This window comes from Flavobacterium ginsengiterrae (assembly GCF_039539785.1).
GTDB classification, from domain to species: domain Bacteria; phylum Bacteroidota; class Bacteroidia; order Flavobacteriales; family Flavobacteriaceae; genus Flavobacterium; species Flavobacterium ginsengiterrae.
This window is the reverse complement of sequence record NZ_BAABDU010000007.1, coordinates 1-17,166: the sequence shown is the minus strand read 5'-3', so window position 1 is coordinate 17,166 and position 17,166 is coordinate 1. Positions and strand designations below refer to the sequence as shown.

Sequence of the window (17,166 nt, the reverse complement as noted above, 5' to 3'; positions counted from 1 at the left end):
ATACTCTTTAGATTTAGAAAAAACTCTAAAAAATCATTTTTAATAACAAATTCATAAACAAATAGATATAATTTATTTTTAGAAAAGTTTTATCTTTTCTTCGTTTTTCTTTGCAGAACTCAAAAACTAGCGTATATTTGCACTCGCAATCACAAACGATAGCAACCTAGTAAAATAGGGCGATTAGCTCAGCTGGTTCAGAGCACCTCGTTTACACCGAGGGGGTCGGGGGTTCGAACCCCTCATCGCCCACAAAAAAACTCCTTAAGAAATTAAGGAGTTTTCTTTTAAATATGAAGGCTAAAAAGAATATTAAAAACTCACAAAAGTTTAAATTTCTTTGCAGAACTCAAAAACAAACGTATATTTGCACTCGTTATCACAAACGATAGCAGCCTAATAAAATAGGGCGATTAGCTCAGCTGGTTCAGAGCACCTCGTTTACACCGAGGGGGTCGGGGGTTCGAACCCCTCATCGCCCACCAATTTCCAAAAACTCCAAAGTCATTTGATTTTGGAGTTTTTTCTTTTCGACAATACTGTAAATCACAAAATCTAAAAAAATCTCATAAATTTTAAATATCTTTGGATTATGAGCACACAAACAAGACCAAATCATATAGGGCGAAAAATAAGTCGTATTCGCGAACTTCGTGATATGAAGCAGGAAGCATTGGCACTGGCATTAGGAACGAATCAGCAGGCAATTTCGATTATGGAAAACAGCGAAACAATTGATGATGTAAAACTAGCCGAAGTTGCAAAAGTACTTGGAGTAAGCGTTGAAGCTATTAAAAATTTTTCAGAGGAAGCTGTTTTAAATATTATTGGCAATACTTATAATGTAGATAATTCTTCCGCTGTAAATTATGGCTGCACTTTCAATCCTTTAGATAAATTAATTCAGGCTCACGAAGAACAAATAAAACTTTACGAACGCTTAATCCAAGCCGAAAAAGATAAAGTTGAATATCTCGAAAAAATAATAAAAGGAAAATAACCTTTTTAAGTAAAAAAACTCCATTATTTCTAATGGAGTTTTTTTATGCTTTTGATTCAGACACATGTCTATCGTTTTTTTAAAATACTTTAAATCAGAAAATTAAACTAACTTTTGATTTAATTTTGCAAATAAAAAAATACAAGCTAATTTAGTTCTAAATCCGCTGTAGTAATTACACATGGAAACACTACCCCAAGAACCATTCAAAACGTTTTTATATTAAACTCAAATGAACAATAACTTTTTCTCCAACTTCTTTCTTTGTTTATTTTTAATAGTTTTACCAGAAATGGTATTTCCTCAGTCTTCTGACTTTACTATTCAGGACGTAAAATTTGAAAGTCAGGGAATCACTCTTGCAGGTTCAATTTTAATGCCTAAAAAAACACTTGCAGCAGTTGTAATAGTTCATGGATCTGATCCTGTAAAACGAGAAATGGAGTTCGCAAAACGTCTTGCAAAAGAAGGCATCGCTGTATTGACATATGACAAACGCGGAGTGGGAGAATCTGAAGGTGTATATGTAGGTCCAACTGTTGGCACAAATAATATTGATACTACTAATCTTAATTTATTATCTCAAGATGCAAATTCGGCAGTAAAAACATTTCAATCTCAATTGAAAAACAAAAAACTACCAATTGGGTTAGTTGGTTTTAGTCAAGCGGGATGGATAATGCCAATTGCCGCAAGTAATAATCCACAAATAAATTTTATGGTTTTATTTAGCTGTCCAACTATTACAACTCTAGAACAGCTCCGTTTTCAGTTTTACACCAATGGAAACAATAATTTCTGGGAAAATCATACAGATTCAGATGCCCGCGAACACACTAAAAATGATCCGGACAAATATCAATTTACTGCCACCGATCCAAAAACTTCTTTAAACACGCTTTCTATTCCCGGTCTTTGGCTTTTTGGAGAAAAAGACATACAGATACCAGTAAAATTATGCATTGAACAATTAAACACATTAAAAGCTCAAGGCAAACCTTTTGAATACACTTTGTTTCCCAAATTAGGACACAATACTGTTTCTGACAACGACACAACACCTTTCGATATTTCAGTTCAATGGATAAAGCAGCATGTTTTTAACAGCAAGAAAACTAAAGCATCAAAATAATTAGGAGAAAGCACTTTCTTATTCTAAAAAAGTCTACGACTCATCATTCTGTAGTTTTTCACAAACTTTTTCAAGAAGTTTCTTGGTCTGCTTGAAATATTTAAGTTTATCATCAATCTCTTTTATTTTGGCTTGAAAAAGTTCCAGTGTTTCTGGTTTCGAATCGATGCTTTCGAACCAGGCAGTCAATATTTTTTTTATTTCTGCTAAAGTAAAACCTACTTCTTTTGCTTCTATAATTATTTCTAAACGTTCAACCACATTATCATTATAATGTTTGTAGTTGTTAGATTTCACCTTTTCATTCGATAATCCCTCGATCATCCCTAGGTTTTCATAGTATCTTATGGTATGGATTGACAGTCCTGTTTTCTTAGATAATTCGTTTATCAGCATAGCTTTTATTTTTTAACACAAAAAAACAACAAAGTATAGAGCATAGTCTATACTTATGAGTTGCAAATGTAATAATTATTTTTACATTTTAAATTTTTAAAACACTCGAAATGAGCAACCGTGAAAATTATAAAACAAACAGCCTGAATAAAAAACTTGAGATTATTACTTTCGATTTAAGGCTTTCCATTCAAAAATGAAAAAATTATCTGAAAATTGTATTTTTGTCAAACACCCTCAATAAAAATAGTCAAGTATAATTTTCACTCAAAATATCGTGAAGCATTTATTGTTTTTTTTAAGGCATTAAGAATCCAAAATCAATTAAATATGAATTTACTAAACAAATTTAGTAACCTCTACAACAGTTTAACAAAAACCGATTCCGGCTGGAACAGAATCTATGATTTCTATTTGATTTTTGGACAAACTGACGAAAACAAATTTCCCTGGATAACTTCTAATTGGAAATCTGATTTTGAAACTTATTTTGATGCACTGATTAAAAAAACGGAAAACAGTAAAGAAACTGGAATCAGAGCATTAAAATATATACCTGAAAAAAGAATTTCTAAAAACAACGAAGAATTTATATATCATTCAGAAGTTAAACTCGGCCGACTTAAATGGGACGAAAAGTCGCACGAGAAATGGACAATACCGGATAATACTGAAATTTACTTTCAAAATTTTGAACTTTGGACGCCTGTATGGACTGTTTGCGAGAAAAAACAATCTCCGCCGGATATTTACATTACAATATCAAATCAACAAGATTTTGAAAACAAAACTAACATTCAATTTGATTATTTTATAGTTATTGCGATTGCAAAAGATTCAAAAATTGATTCTAAAACCATTGTAAAAGAGTTTTCAGAAAAAATAAATTCAAAAGCAACGATATTAAAAACAAGAAGATGGAATAAACCTGAAAAAGCAGGAAACTGGACTTTTAGAAATGGTATTCAGGACACTTTTGCAAGTGGTATATATAAAGACAAAAACATACATGATTTTGACTTTAACGAATTAGTATTTGAACCGGAATGGGAAATAATTTATCGAGAAAAATAATTTATAGACTATTATAAAAAATCAAAAAACTCTTTAATTTCTTAAAGAGTTTTTTTGATTAACTTCAATAGATTTTATTTCAAAATTGTTTCATAAATCGTATTCAATAAATCTTGCCTCATTTTTGAATTTCTCAGTATTAGCTTTTTTAAACGAATATAAGAAATAGTCTAAATTTATTTTAACTCTAATTAAAGCTAAATATTTATCCTTCAATTAAACAAATCTCAAAAACTGTTTTTCCATTTTCGGTTTTAAAAGAAATATAACCGCCGTGTGCTTCAATAATATTTTTGGATAAGGTTAAACCAATTCCGGCGCCTTCATTTCTGGTGGTAAAAAATGGCAGGAAAACTTTGTCTTCGATTTCCTTTTCAATGCCGTTTCCGTTATCGGTTATTCTTATAAAAATTCGGTTTTCTTTGGCTTCCGCCGAAATTAAAATCTGTTTTTGGACTGTGTTTTTTAGAGCATTTATTGAATTGGTCAAAAGATTAATAATAACCTGTTCTGTTTGCTGCTGATCGACGTTTATTAAGCGTTTTAAAGAAATTGAGTTTACAACTTCAATATCGTCTTTCCTGAATAACGGATTCATGATCTGCAAGCAGTTATCAATTAAATGCGATAATTCTGTTTTTTCTTTTTTTGGAGAAGGAAGCATTGCCAGTTTTCTATAACCTTCTACAAACTTTTGCAAATGGTCACTTCGCCTTAACATCGTAATAACGCTGTTTTTAATATCTTCTAAATCTTCTGCAGACAAAGAATCTTGTTCTACCAAATCCTGCAGATTCTGACAAATGGAACGAATAGGTGTTATTGAATTTAAAAGTTCATGCGAAATCACTTTCATCAAATTTACCCACGCATCTTTTTCTTTCTTTTCGACTACATTTTGAATCGAATCGATTAAAACGATATAATAATCTTTTTCAAAAATCTCTGTTCTTGAAGCCTGTAAAACAAATGTCTGCTTGTTTTGTTCGTTAATACTGATTTCAACGGATGTTTTTGTTTCATGAAAATCATCTGCTTCGATAATTTCGCAAAGCGACGGAAGCTGATTTTTAAGATATTTCCATTTCGATACTTTTGGAACATTAAAATGAGAAGAAAAATATTCGTTCATTAAAAAAATATCCCAGTCATTGTCTTGCTTTTGCAAAATGACAATTCCGGTTTCGATATTGTTTAAAATAGAACGGTAAATAATATCTTTTGAAATTTGTTCGTTTTGTCTGCTTTTTAAAGTATCGTACAATTGAAATAATTCACGGTAGCTGTTATTTGTTTTATGTTTTGTAAAATCTGATGAAAAGTCGTTTTGAAGTATCGAAGCAATTGTTTTATCGTAAAGCAAAACAAAATTTCGGACATAAAAATACATTTCGCGAATAAGCAGAAACACTATAAAAAGCCCAAATATTCCTGTAAACAACAATCCGATTTTAAAAACATAAATCGAAATTTCTATCGCCGCAACAATGGCCAGCAATCTAAAAAAAAGCAGTTTATAAGTTTGAAGTGTTTTAAACATACTAATTAATGTTTATATTATATTTTTCTAATCGTCTGTACAAAGCACCTCGTGACAAGCCTAATTCTTCGGCAGTTTTGCTGATATTACTGCCATGTTTAAGAAGTGCTTTTTCGATCGCAGTTTTTTCTACAGAAGAAAGCTGAATATCATCCGGATTTTCATCATAAGGCGTTATGATTTCTAAATCCAGATCTGAAACCGTGATTTTATTATTTTCACATAGAATGACAGCACGTTCTATTTTGTTTTCCATTTCGCGGATGTTTCCGTTCCAGGCATGTTTTTCAATTTGTTCTAAAACTTTTTTGTCAAAAGTAATTTCACTTCTTCCGTATTTTTCAGTCATTTTTTCAAGAAGATATTCGGCAAGCGGAATTTTATCTTCGTTTCGTTCTCGAAGCGGAGGCAGAACAATTTCCATTGTGTTGATTCGATAATACAAATCTTCCCTGAAATTTTTATCGGCTGCTTCTAGTTTTAAATTCAAATTCGTTGCCGTAATAATGCGCACATTTAAAGGTCTTGGTTTTGTTTCGCCTAATCTTGTTACGGTTTTGGTTTGAATAACCTGCAATAATTTTGACTGCAAATGCAAGGGCACATTTCCTATTTCGTCTAAAAAAATAGTTCCGTTCTGTGCCATTTCAAAACGTCCGGGCGTATCTGTTTTAGCATCGGTAAAAGCACCTTTTGCATAACCGAATAATTCGCTTTCGAAAATATTCGAATTCAGCGAACCTAAATCAACGGCAATAAATGGATTGTTTTTTCTTTCTGATTGTTTAAAAATATGATGTGCCAAAACAAATTTTCCTGTTCCGTTTTCGCCCAGAATCAAAACATTAGCATCGGTTTTTGCTACTTTATCTGCCAGCGAATATGCTTTTTTTATATTATCTGAAGTTCCAATAAAAAAGTCATTTTCAATTTCAACTTCATTATTTTTCTTTTGTTCCTTACGAGCTTTGTCTACGGCCTGTTTTACAGATTCTAAAAGTTTTTTGTTTTCCCACGGTTTCAGGATATAATCAAAAGCGCCGGATTTTAAACCTTCAACAGCTGTTTCTACTTTTCCAAAAGCGGTCATTAAAATCACAACGGTTTTTGGCGAAAGCGTTTTTATTTCTTTTAATAAATACAAACCTTCTCTTCCGTCTTCAAAACCTATTCTGTAATTCATGTCGAGCAAAACAACATCAATCTTTTTTTGCGATAATAATTCGACAATATTTTTAGGATTATTGAGTGTATAAATCTCTTCAAAATACTTTTTTAAGTACACTTTCGACGCAAAAAGTATGTCTTCCTGATCGTCGATGATTAATATCGAAGCATTTGTTTTTTTCATTGTTGTTCGGTTTTGGACGAAAGCTGTCCATTTTTGGACACTCTTTGTAAATCTCAAAAAATAAAAATGTAAAAATAAGGCAGTTACAAGTTTTTAAATTTTTGGCACGAAAATCACATTTCTATGTGTAAATCATTAATTATTAAAGCCTTTCAGAAGTAAAAATAACAAAATAATTATCTAACAATCGCATTATTAATTATCTTAATTTTCGGCTGTGTTTCTTTTACTTCTGAGAGATCAAAAAACGAACATCAATCAAATTTTAAAACATCAATCATGATCAACATCAAAAATCTTTCAAAAGTTTTTAGAACCGAAGAAGTAGAAACAAAAGCTTTAAGCAGCATTTCATTAACCATAAACGAAGGCGATTTTATTTCGATTATGGGTCCGTCCGGAAGCGGAAAATCAACTTTATTAAACATTATTGGATTATTAGACAGTGCTACAGACAGAAGCTATACATTACTCGATCAGGAAATGGTTGGATTAAAAGAAAACCTGAAATCAAAAGCCCGAAAAAAGAATATTGGTTTCATATTTCAGAATTTTAATTTAATCGATGAATTATCGGTTTATGATAATATTGAATTACCGCTGCTTTACAACAAAATTCATGCTTTTGAAAGAAAGAAAAAAGTAGAAGATATGGCCAATATATTAGGTCTTTCACATCGTTTGAAACATTTTCCGCAGCAACTTTCAGGAGGTCAGCAGCAGCGTGTGGCAGTTGCAAGAGCATTAATCAATAGTCCGAAAATTATTCTTGCCGATGAGCCTACAGGAAATCTGGACAGTAAAAACGGAAATGAAGTAATGGAATTATTAACGGATCTTCATGCCGGCGGCGCCACAATTTTAATGGTAACGCATTCTGATTATGATGCTTCTTTTTCGCAGAAAACCATTTTGATGAAAGACGGAATGATTCTTTCTGAAAAATTAAATCATAAAAATGTAGATGTTTTAGTAACTGCTAAAAACTAAGGTGATGCTGAAAAACTGGATAAACATATTTATTTACCATATTAAAAATAACAAAGTCTTTACGGCTTTGAATGTTTTGGGGTTGAGTATTGGAATTGCGGGTTTAATTTTTGCCATTTTATATTGGAACGACGAGCAGAGTTATGACCAATGGAATCCAAATAAAGACAATATATTTTTACTCACCAATCAAATGGATCCAACTACTTATTGGTCTTCAAGTTCGGCACCGGTTGGAAGTGCGGTAAAAGAAATAAGTCCTGAGGTTGAATCTTATTGTTATTTGAGCGGTGATTACGGCGATGAAATTATTCGTTTTAAAAACAAGAAAGTGCAAACGAATAAAATTATCGTTGCTCAAAAAAACTTTTTCGATTATTTCCCGTATACGTTTATCGAGGGAAATTCAAAAACAGCTTTGCCGGATGTAAACAGTATTTGTCTATCTGAAGATTTAGCCGAACGTATTTTTGGAAATGAAACTGCTTTAGGTAAACAGATTATTCTTCAAAATAAAAGTCTGATTGTAAGAGGTGTTTACAAACTCGATAAAAAATCGGTTTACAATCCTTCGTGCGTTATTAATTTTATGGATGAGCGAATAAAGGGAAACATTCAGTTTTGGGGAAATTTTCAATTTGTCCTGATGCTGAAATTAAAAAATGTGAATGACCAAAAAGCGGTAACAGACAAACTTAAAAATCTGTATTTTGAAAATATGGTGGCTCGCCGAGCAAAAGCGCAAGGAATGGATCCGCAGGAATTTATTAAAAAATTCGGACAGGTTAAACCTGTTTTAGAACCCTTATCATCGGTTCATCTTCATACAAACACAGGCGGTTTGGCAGAACCAAAAGGTAATTTTCAGTTTTTACTTATCATGGTCGGACTGTCTGTTTTAATTCTAAGTCTTTCAATTGTTAATTATGTCAATTCTGCAACGGCAAATGCCATAAAAAGAGCCAAAGAAGTTGGTGTGCGAAAAATTATCGGAGCCTCAAAATCAGATATAATTAAACAGTTTATTTTTGAAACTGCCGTTATTTCGTTGATTTCAATTTTGATTTCACTTGTTATTGTCGAGCTTTCGCTGCCGTATTATAATGTGTTTTTAGGAAAAACACTTGTATTGCAAAGCGGTCAGTTTTACTTACAGCTTATTGGGATATTTATAATAACCGTAATACTGGCAGGAATTTTTCCGGCGGTTTATGTTTCTAATTTTGAATCGCTAAAAGTTTTAAAAGGAAATTTTGGAAGAAGTAAAAGCGGTATCTGGCTTCGAAACGGTATGCTGATTTTTCAATTTGCCGTAGCGTCTTTCTTTATTATTGGATCTTACATTGTGTATGAGCAAATAAACCTTATGAATGAAAAGGATTTAGGTTTTAGCGGTAAACAGGTTTTGAATATTTCTTACCGAAATGTTTTTGGTGAAGGAATTACGGATCTTGACCGTTATAACAGATACACGACTATTAAAAATGATTTACAGCGAATAAAAGGTGTGCAGCAGGTTTCTGCCGGAGGTTTTGTTTTTGGAAATGGTGCAAAATCAGTTATATCATATCAATATAAAGACATAAGTGTTGATGGAAATAATATGCCTATTGATTTTGGACTGCTCGAAATGATGAAAATAAAAATGGTAAAAGGCCGTTATTTTGATCCAAAATTTGCTCAGGATACAATTAATTCCATATTAATTAATGAAACCGCTTTAAAACTGTTGAATGAAAAAGATCCGATAGGCAAAAAAATAGACTGGAATGGCCACGAATCTATTATCGTAGGAATTGTAAAAGATTTTAATTCAGGAAATCCGGGAGAACCAATACCGCCTATGTCTTTTTTACATTTTAAAACGGTTCTTTGGTTTAACAGTCTTTTAAACAATATTTATATTACGGCCAATGCCAAAACCATGCAGCAGACTATTGCAGATATAAAAGATCTTTGGACAAAAAAAGTAGATCCGGATTATCCGTTTGTATATGATTTTGTAGATAAAGAATATAAAAAGTCATACAGCGATTATGTCAAGCAAAAAAATCTTTTCTCTTTATTAAATATTATTGTCATTACAATTGCACTTTTCGGGTTATTTGCTTTGGCTTCGTATTCTATAGAAAGACGAATGAAAGAAATCGCTATTCGAAAAACATTAGGCGCCGAAACCAACGTTTTACTAAAGGAACTCTGCAAACAATATGTGTTTTTCAGCATTATTGGTTTTTTAATTGCGCTGCTTCCTGTTTATTATCTGCTCAATAAATGGCTGGAAAATTTTGCATACAGAATCACCATTTCTGTATCTCCTTTTATAATTGGATTTATCGCTTTACTTACTTTAACGCTTTTAGTTGTGCTGAGCAGAGCCTATCAGGCAACAAAAGTTGATGTTTTAAAGTACTTAAAATATGAGTAATAAAATGTCTTAAAATAAAAAAGACTCCAGAATTACTGGAGTCTTTTTTATTTTATTTTGAAACTTTTTACCAAGGACTTATTCCAGTTTCATCTTCAATATCATTGCTGAAAAATTGTCCACTTGGTCCGTTTTCATCGGTTACTGTATGTTTTATGATGAAAGATGCGGCACTTTCTACAGTTCCTGGTCCGTTATGATGATTAAAATCTGTAGCTGTATAACCCGGATCGATAGCGTTTACTTTAAACGGAAGATCTTTTAATTCATAAGCCAATGTAACAGTGTAAGCATTTAAAGCTGTTTTTGAAGTTCCGTAAGCAGCTGTTTTAAAATCATAATATTTCCAAGTTGGATCGCTGTGCAAAGTCAAAGATCCTAATCCCGAAGTAATGTTGCTGATTCTTGGTTTTTCTGATTTTTTAAGCAGTTCCAGAAAAGTTTGTGTCACGCTTATTACACCAAAAAAGTTCGTTTCAAAAACTTTCTTAATTTGGGTAATACTTGTGTTAGAAGCATTTTGAGGTAATTCACCGCTTATTCCTGCATTGTTAATCAGGATATCTAATTTTCCGTGTTCTTTCTCAACAATATTTTTTGCTGCTAAAATTGAATCTGAATTGGTAACATCAATTTGAATGGCTTTGATATTTTGAAATCCATTTTCATTTAATTCTTTTACAACTTCATTTCCTTTTTCAAGATCACGTGTTCCTAAATAAACAAATAATCCTTTTTTTGAAAGCTGTTTTGTTAACTCTAATCCTATACTTCTATTTGCGCCTGTTATTAATACTGAATCCATTTTTCTATTGTTTTAAATTATTACAGCAAAGTTGCTTACTTTAAAAATGAAATCATTTGTCATTTGGCAAAAAGCATTTTTTACTTAATATTTTTTCTAATTCGGCTCAAGGATGATTGTGTAATTCCTAAATAAGAAGCAACATACGATAACGGAATTCTATTGATTACATTAGGATAAATTTTGAGAAACATTAAATAACGAGTTGTTGCATCTTCAGAAACCAAAGGACTTCTTCTTTCTACTTTTTGTCTCAATGCCTTTGATATAATTCTATGCACAATAGCATCCCAGCCAATAATGGTTTCTAAAAGTTCTTTCCAGTCTTTTTTAGAAAAAACAAGTAATTTACAATCAGTAATCGCCTGCACATAAGCGTTCGAACAAATATCATTATCAAAACTTTCAAGATCAACAACGAGATTATTTTCGTCGATAAAATACTTGGTAATTTCTTCGCCTTTATTGTTATAATAACAAACGCGAATAATTCCGTCTAAAACAAAACCTACTTGCTGCGCAATTTTTCCCGCTTCCGAAAAATATTCATCTTTTCGCAGTTCTAATTCTGTGGCTTTACTTGAAATTAAATCCAGCTGCTGCTGATTCAAACTCCCAAATTGCAATATATAATCTATAAATTCTTTCATAGAGGAAAGTTAAGCAAAGTTATTTGCGCGGCATTTGCCATTTGGCAAATTTTATCGGTCTCGTAATTTTAATTTTTATAAAATAATTCCTGAAAAGCAACCGGACTTAAATTGGTCTTTTTCTTAAATAATTTATTAAAGGACTGCGGATGCTCAAAACCTAATTTAAAAGCGATTTCAGATATTGATAAACTGCCGTTTGTGATATATTCTTTTGCTTTTTCTATCAATTTATCATGAATAAACTGCTGTGTGTTTTGTCCCGAAAGATTACGAAGAAGATCACTTAAATATCGGGCAGACAAACCCAGTTCATCTGCCAAAAACTGAACGGTTGGCAAACCATTTTCAAGAGATTTTTCGCTGTTGAAATAATCTTCCAATACAATTTCTAATTTTGAAAGCACATCATTATTGACTGCTTTTCGGGTAATAAATTGTCTGTTGTAAAAACGGTTGCTGTAATTTAGCAAAAGCTCAATTTGAGAAATAAGCACATCCTGACTAAAATTATCAATTCGCTCTTTGAGCTCATTTTGAATATTAGCAAAAATGCCTAAAATGGTTTCTTTTTCATTTTCTGATAAATACAAAGCTTCTGATGCTGAGTAGGAAAAGAATCCGTATTTCTTTATATTCGAATTTAAAGTATAAGGCCGAATAAAATCCGGATGAATATTTAACGACATTCCGCTGTAATCCGCTTCTTCATCCTGCATTTTTAAAATCTGGCCCGGCGAAACAAATGACATTCCTCCTTCTTCAAAATCATAAAAACCATGTCCGTAACGAAGTTTTCCAGAAAAATGAGTTTTAAAAGAGATTTTATAAAAATCTAGAATAATTCCGTTTTCAAAATCTTTGGGATCAAATACAGCTTCGCCATAATTCAAAATACTAATAAGGGGATGCGCCGGCTTTGGCTGTCCCATAGCTTTGTGCAATTCTGAAATACTTTTGAAATTTTTAGGCTGATTTTTCATTTTACAAATTTATAAAATGTTCTACAGGTGCAATATTCCAGCTCACAATACTTTGGTCAATCATATCGTGTACAACAGAATCACTGAGTTCTGTCATCAATTTATGCATGGCATCAGTACCTTCTGCTGCACTATTCCAGACTAACATATCGTAAACAACTCCTTTTTTTAATTCAAAAATAGTTCTGGAACAAAATCCTTTTTGACGTTTTAAAAATTCGTCGATTGCTGCATTAGCTTCAATAAATTGCTGTGTTGTATAACCGTTTAATTTAAAAGTCGTTAATTCTATCGCTTGATTTTTCATCTTGATTTAAATTAAAAAGTAAACATTGCTTTAATATTCTGAACCTGAGTCTCAGCACCATTTTTTAATCTTTCATTATATAAAGCATTGGCGTCGTTTCCGGCAATATATCGCAATTGATTTTTATTATCTGTTGCTGCTTCATAAATAATTTGAGCAACATCATCTGCATTTGTATAATTTTCTAATTGTTCCGGGCTGTATCCTTTACTGACTTCTGCGATTAATTGTTCATAAGCTGGGTGCTGTCCAACTTCCATAGAACGAATAGCAAAATCAGTTTTCATTCCGCCAGGCGCTACAACCTTAACCTGAATTCCAAATTGAGTTAATTCTGAAGCCAGACTTTCTGAAAAACCATCAACACCAAATTTTGTTGCACTGTAAATAGAACAAGTTGGAAATCCGATTAATCCAAAAGTAGAAGTGACATTTATAAAAGTACCGCTTTTTTTCTCACGGAAATAAGATGTAAAAGCTTTTGAAACTCTAATAACTCCAAACAAGTTCGTTACAATCTGGCGTTCGATCTGCACTTCGGTTAACGATTCTAAAGCACCTATTAATCCGTAACCAGCATTATTTAATACAACATCTACAGAATAATTTTCTATGATGTTTTGAATGGTTGATTTAATTTGTTCCGAATCTGTAACATCAAGCGGTAAAACAATAACGTTATTTAGTAACGTTAATTCTGTTTCTCTTTCGGGATTTCGCATTGTGGCAATTACCTGCCAGCCTTTACTTTGAAATAATTTTGCTGTTGATTTCCCTAAACCTGTAGAAGCTCCTGTAATAAAAATTGTCTTTTGCATTTTTTAATTGTTTTAAAATTATAATGCAAAGATCAGCTGAAGTGTGAAGTTGCCTTTAGCCATTTTGGACAATTGATTAGTCAAAATGACGATCAGAAAAATAAATTATTCTTTCGTTAGACGGTCTAATTCTTTTAATAAAGTCGGCATTCTAAATTCGCCAGCCATGTTTTCAACTTTTTGAAAAGCTTCTTCCAAATCAATTCCAATAGAAGTTATGTATAATGGTTTAATACTGTCACCTCGAAATAATGCTTTTTTATCTTTTTCGATACTGGCAAAGTTAGTTTTGGCAACTCCAATTATTGGAATCTCTTTATTTAGCTTTTCGTATAAATGACCGCCCAAACCGTATTTTTTATCGTCATCCAAATACACAAATCCATCGACTATAATCGCTTCGATATTCTTTAAATCAATTTTATTCAATAAACTGATGATACAAGGTAATTCTCTTTTGTAAAATTCTCCTGGAATATATTCTGCAACATTGTCGATTATTTCAGTATGAACTTTAAAGTTTTTGCTTTCATTCCATTCATTAAATTCAAGACAAACTGTTTTTGCTTTATTATCGAAATAATAAGTATCAAAGGCTAATATCATTTTTGTATTTTACTATTTTAGACTCTTAAGGAACCTCGAAAACCTCTTGCAGCATAATACGAATCCGCGCCGTTATGATATACAAAAACAGTATCATAACGAAAATCCGAAAAAACTGCGCCTCCCAATTTTCGAATATTGTCAGGCGTTAAAATCCAGCTCGACGTTTTGGTATCAAATTTTCCAAGTTTTTGAAGTTCGCGGTATTCTTGTTCATTCAAAATTTGAATTCCCATTTCAGAAGCCATATTAATGGCACTGTCTTTTGGTTTATTTTCTTTTCTTTTTTCTAAAGCTTCGTGATCGTAACAAATACTTCTTCGCCCTTTTGGACTTTCTGCAGAACAATCATAAAAAATATATTCGTTTGTTTTTTCATCAAAGCCTACAACGTCTGGTTCTCCTTCAGTTCTTTCCATTTCATCTAAAGACCAAAGTTTTTCAGGATTAGCTTCGAGTTTTGACTGAACTTTTCTCCATTCAATGTTTTTATGGCGATGCATATTATTTTCAAAACGGGTTTCAAGAACATTTAATAAAGATTCTTGCTGATCTGCCGATAATTTATTTTTCTGAGTCATACTTAGTTTTATTTTACAATAAATTAAACCTTTTTATATTTATCAATCATTAAGTCCTTTTCCGTTTAATATATTTGGGATATTTTTTTCAATCCTTGATTCTCTTGTCTTAGCCTGTTTAGGCTGTGAGAAGTTTAAAAGATAAGCTCTTTGTCGTCCGGGAGTTAATGCTGAAAAAGATTTTTGAAGTTCTGGCATTTCATCCAGTTTTTTTTGAAATTCATCGCAAACAGGAAACTCAGAAGTTTTCTTCATATCAACTTTCAAACCTGCTTTTTCAATTTCTATTGCCTGATAAATATAAGTTTTTAAAACAGCTTTTAAATCAGTAATTTCTCTAAGATTTGTAAATCGTATTTGACGAGCTGCCTGAACATTATCTGATTGCTGCACTAAAATATTATCTGTATCTTTTAATAAAGCTCCTTTGAAAAATAAAAATGCACAGTATTCTTTAAAAGAATGAATTAAAACAATATTTGCATTTTGAAGAGTATAACAGGGACTCCCCCATTTTAATTCCTCAGTTAATTGACATTCAAGAGCAATTTTTCGCATTAAAACTAATTCTTCATTCCATTTATTTGCTTTATCAAAAAAGAAATCAACTTTTGGATTTTTCATATTTTCTGACATAATATTTTCTTTTAATTAATATTGAAGCAATTTAAACATCAAAATCTAATTGGGATAGATTTTTATTTACTTCAAATTTAACAAATCTTACAAAAGCAAATTAAAGTTTAAAGATATTTAAACTTCATTTTCCGATTCTGATCCAAAACCTTTTAGAATTCCTCTTTTAGAATCGCGAACAAACTTCAAAATTTCATCTCTTTCAAATGTTTGCTCAAATTGCGTTTCGATTAAGTTTAATGCTATTTTAATATTTTTCTTTTGTTGAAATAACATCCCATAAATCATTTTTAGCTCATCAATTTTATCAGACTGAAAACCTCTGCGTTTTAATCCAACTGTATTTATTCCTGCATAACTTAAAGGTTCTCGTCCCGCTGTAATATAGGGCGGAATATCTTTAACAACCCTGCTTAACCCGCTGATCATGGTATGATCGCCAATTAACGAAAATTGATGAATAGCTGTTAAACCACTAATATTGACCCAGTCACCAATTATAACTTCGCCGGCAATTCCAACACTAAAACCAATAATAGAATTATTTCCAATAATGCAGTCATGCCCAATATGAGCATTAGACATAATTAGATTATTATTCCCAATTAAAGTTTTATACTTTGATTTAGTACCTTTATTTATGGTAACAAACTCACGAATAATAGTATTATTACCTATTTCCAGGATTGTGTATTCATTATCATATTTAAGATCTTGAGGAATACCGCCTAAAACAGAATTTGAATGTATTTTGCAGTTTTGTCCAATTCTTGTTCCATTCAAAATAGTAACGTTATTGCCAATCCAAGTATTAGCTCCAATTGTAACATCGCTTTCGATTGTGGTAAAATTTCCAATGTGAACATTCTCACCAATAATAGCACCCTTTTTAATAATATAATTTCTCAATTTTTAACTTTTATAAAATAGACAGCAAAATTTGAAAAAAAAATATTGATTTTATTTGATGTAATATCAAGAAATTGAAGCACGAATCCTGCTTAAAGTTTCCTGGCTTACATTTATTAATGATGCAATGTGTTTTAGTTTAGCTTTAATAATAATCTGAGGAAAAGAGCTTAGAAGAAATTCATATTTCTGCTGTGCAGTCATTACCCTAAATAAATGATGAAATTCATTAATCTTAGAAAGATAAAGGCGGAGCTGCTTAATATGAAACTGTGAAAAAAGAGGATAATCTAACAAAATTTGTTCATCTGAATAAGATAAAGAATAAAGCTCTGTATATTCACAAGCCTGAAAATTTTCAAAGGAAGGTTTTTGTTCAAAAAAACTGCTGAGAGAAGTTACAAATTGATTATCGGTATAAATCCATTTTGTAATTTCTATTTCATTCTCAAAACAAAACCTGCGCACGGTTCCTGATTTTATAAAATAGACTTTATTACAAATCTTACCTTGCTTTACAATAAATTCATTCTTTTTAAATTTTTCAATAATGAAGTATTTCTTTATTGCTTCTTCCGTTTCTAAATCTAATTTCTGAAAATCGTTAATGACATCGATAAGCTGTTGCATAAAATGAATGATTATAAAGCAAATTTACCGATAATTAAAATGATTATAACAACTATAAAAACTAGAAACAGAAAGTACTAAAATAAATAAGCATTTTTAAGCAGTTAAATTTAAAAATACGACCAGAAACATTCCAGCTTTAAAAAACCACAAAATAAACAATGAAAACAGTTTAAAATGATATTATAAACTGAAAACAATAAATCATTTTATAAATCATACAGAAGAATCGATTTAGAAAAAGGATCTAAGGAATTTGTCTAAAACAAAAAACCCTATCCGAATTGGATAGGGTTTTTAAAAAGAAAGGCGACGACATACTCTCCCACA

18 protein-coding genes and 2 tRNA genes are annotated in these 17,166 nt (G+C 31.4%); 7 read left to right on the top strand and 13 right to left on the bottom strand.

From position 1 onward, the window contains the following. Nucleotides 1-177 precede the first annotated feature (177 nt). The 4 genes from ABD859_RS19355 to ABD859_RS19340 all read left to right on the top strand — a co-directional run bounded on the left by ABD859_RS19355 (nt 178) and on the right by ABD859_RS19340 (nt 2,132). Nucleotides 178-252 (top strand) — tRNA-Val (locus ABD859_RS19355). Between the two features lie 155 nt (nt 253-407). Next, nucleotides 408-485 (top strand) — tRNA-Val (locus ABD859_RS19350). Between the two features lie 107 nt (nt 486-592). Further along, a complete protein-coding gene (locus tag ABD859_RS19345; protein WP_345146293.1) occupies nt 593-1,000 on the top strand; it encodes a helix-turn-helix transcriptional regulator in 408 nt (135 codons plus the stop codon). 232 nt (nt 1,001-1,232) lie between these two features. Beyond that, complete coding sequence (locus tag ABD859_RS19340) at nt 1,233-2,132, top strand: alpha/beta hydrolase family protein (protein WP_345146292.1); 900 nt, start codon at nt 1,233-1,235, stop codon at nt 2,130-2,132. Nucleotides 2,133-2,165: 33 nt separating this feature from the next. On the opposite strand, the gene ABD859_RS19335 is transcribed toward ABD859_RS19340, so the two are convergent. Beyond that, nucleotides 2,166-2,528 (bottom strand): MerR family transcriptional regulator, encoded by a 363-nt coding sequence (locus tag ABD859_RS19335; RefSeq protein WP_345146291.1) that lies wholly within the window; start codon nt 2,526-2,528, stop codon nt 2,166-2,168. Between the two features lie 330 nt (nt 2,529-2,858). On the opposite strand from ABD859_RS19335, the gene ABD859_RS19330 reads away from it, so the two are divergent. Then, nucleotides 2,859-3,602, top strand: coding sequence for a hypothetical protein (locus ABD859_RS19330; RefSeq protein WP_345146290.1), 744 nt, complete (start codon nt 2,859-2,861; stop codon nt 3,600-3,602). 205 nt (nt 3,603-3,807) lie between these two features. Here ABD859_RS19330 and ABD859_RS19325 read toward each other — a convergent pair whose 3' ends face one another. Next, nucleotides 3,808-5,142 carry a sensor histidine kinase gene (locus ABD859_RS19325; protein ID WP_345146289.1) on the bottom strand — a complete coding sequence of 445 codons (1,335 nt, stop codon included), beginning with the start codon at nt 5,140-5,142 and terminating at the stop codon, nt 3,808-3,810. 1 nt (nt 5,143) lies between these two features. Then, nucleotides 5,144-6,493, bottom strand: a complete 1,350-nt coding sequence (locus ABD859_RS19320) for a sigma-54-dependent transcriptional regulator (protein ID WP_345146288.1) — start codon at nt 6,491-6,493, stop codon at nt 5,144-5,146. A gap of 279 nt (nt 6,494-6,772) precedes the next feature. On the opposite strand from ABD859_RS19320, the gene ABD859_RS19315 reads away from it, so the two are divergent. Both ABD859_RS19315 and ABD859_RS19310 read left to right on the top strand, forming a co-directional pair. Then, entirely contained in the window at nt 6,773-7,483 is a 711-nt protein-coding gene (locus ABD859_RS19315; RefSeq protein WP_345146287.1) for an ABC transporter ATP-binding protein, read from the top strand. A gap of 4 nt (nt 7,484-7,487) precedes the next feature. Further along, a complete protein-coding gene (locus tag ABD859_RS19310; RefSeq protein ID WP_345146286.1) occupies nt 7,488-9,911 on the top strand; it encodes an ABC transporter permease in 2,424 nt (807 codons plus the stop codon). 67 nt (nt 9,912-9,978) lie between these two features. Here the strand turns inward: ABD859_RS19310 and ABD859_RS19305 are convergent, their stop codons facing one another. From ABD859_RS19305 to ABD859_RS19260, 10 genes are all read right to left on the bottom strand, one after another. Continuing rightward, the gene (locus tag ABD859_RS19305; protein WP_345146285.1) at nt 9,979-10,716 is read right to left on the bottom strand and encodes an SDR family oxidoreductase; all 738 of its coding nucleotides are present in this window, start codon (nt 10,714-10,716) and stop codon (nt 9,979-9,981) included. A gap of 80 nt (nt 10,717-10,796) precedes the next feature. Continuing rightward, entirely contained in the window at nt 10,797-11,366 is a 570-nt protein-coding gene (locus tag ABD859_RS19300; RefSeq protein WP_345146284.1) for a Crp/Fnr family transcriptional regulator, read from the bottom strand. A gap of 68 nt (nt 11,367-11,434) precedes the next feature. Next, nucleotides 11,435-12,349 carry a helix-turn-helix domain-containing protein gene (locus ABD859_RS19295; RefSeq protein ID WP_345146283.1) on the bottom strand — a complete coding sequence of 305 codons (915 nt, stop codon included), beginning with the start codon at nt 12,347-12,349 and terminating at the stop codon, nt 11,435-11,437. 1 nt (nt 12,350) lies between these two features. Then, the gene (locus tag ABD859_RS19290; protein WP_345146282.1) at nt 12,351-12,656 is read right to left on the bottom strand and encodes a hypothetical protein; all 306 of its coding nucleotides are present in this window, start codon (nt 12,654-12,656) and stop codon (nt 12,351-12,353) included. An 11-nt stretch (nt 12,657-12,667) separates the two neighbouring features. Continuing rightward, on the bottom strand, nt 12,668-13,474 hold the full coding sequence (locus tag ABD859_RS19285) for an SDR family oxidoreductase (RefSeq protein ID WP_345146281.1): 807 nt from the start codon (nt 13,472-13,474) through the stop codon (nt 12,668-12,670). A gap of 105 nt (nt 13,475-13,579) precedes the next feature. Further along, on the bottom strand, nt 13,580-14,080 hold the full coding sequence (locus ABD859_RS19280; RefSeq protein ID WP_345146280.1) for an endonuclease V: 501 nt from the start codon (nt 14,078-14,080) through the stop codon (nt 13,580-13,582). Nucleotides 14,081-14,097: 17 nt separating this feature from the next. Further along, the gene (locus tag ABD859_RS19275; protein WP_345146279.1) at nt 14,098-14,661 is read right to left on the bottom strand and encodes a DUF4256 domain-containing protein; all 564 of its coding nucleotides are present in this window, start codon (nt 14,659-14,661) and stop codon (nt 14,098-14,100) included. A 42-nt stretch (nt 14,662-14,703) separates the two neighbouring features. Beyond that, nucleotides 14,704-15,297: a YdeI/OmpD-associated family protein gene (locus ABD859_RS19270; protein WP_345146278.1), complete on the bottom strand. Its 594-nt coding sequence runs from the start codon at nt 15,295-15,297 to the stop codon at nt 14,704-14,706. Nucleotides 15,298-15,414: 117 nt separating this feature from the next. Beyond that, nucleotides 15,415-16,206, bottom strand: coding sequence for an acyl-ACP--UDP-N-acetylglucosamine O-acyltransferase (gene lpxA / locus ABD859_RS19265; RefSeq protein WP_345146277.1), 792 nt, complete (start codon nt 16,204-16,206; stop codon nt 15,415-15,417). A 66-nt stretch (nt 16,207-16,272) separates the two neighbouring features. Then, nucleotides 16,273-16,836 (bottom strand): Crp/Fnr family transcriptional regulator, encoded by a 564-nt coding sequence (locus ABD859_RS19260; RefSeq protein ID WP_345146276.1) that lies wholly within the window; start codon nt 16,834-16,836, stop codon nt 16,273-16,275. Between the last annotated feature and the right edge of the window lie 330 nt (nt 16,837-17,166).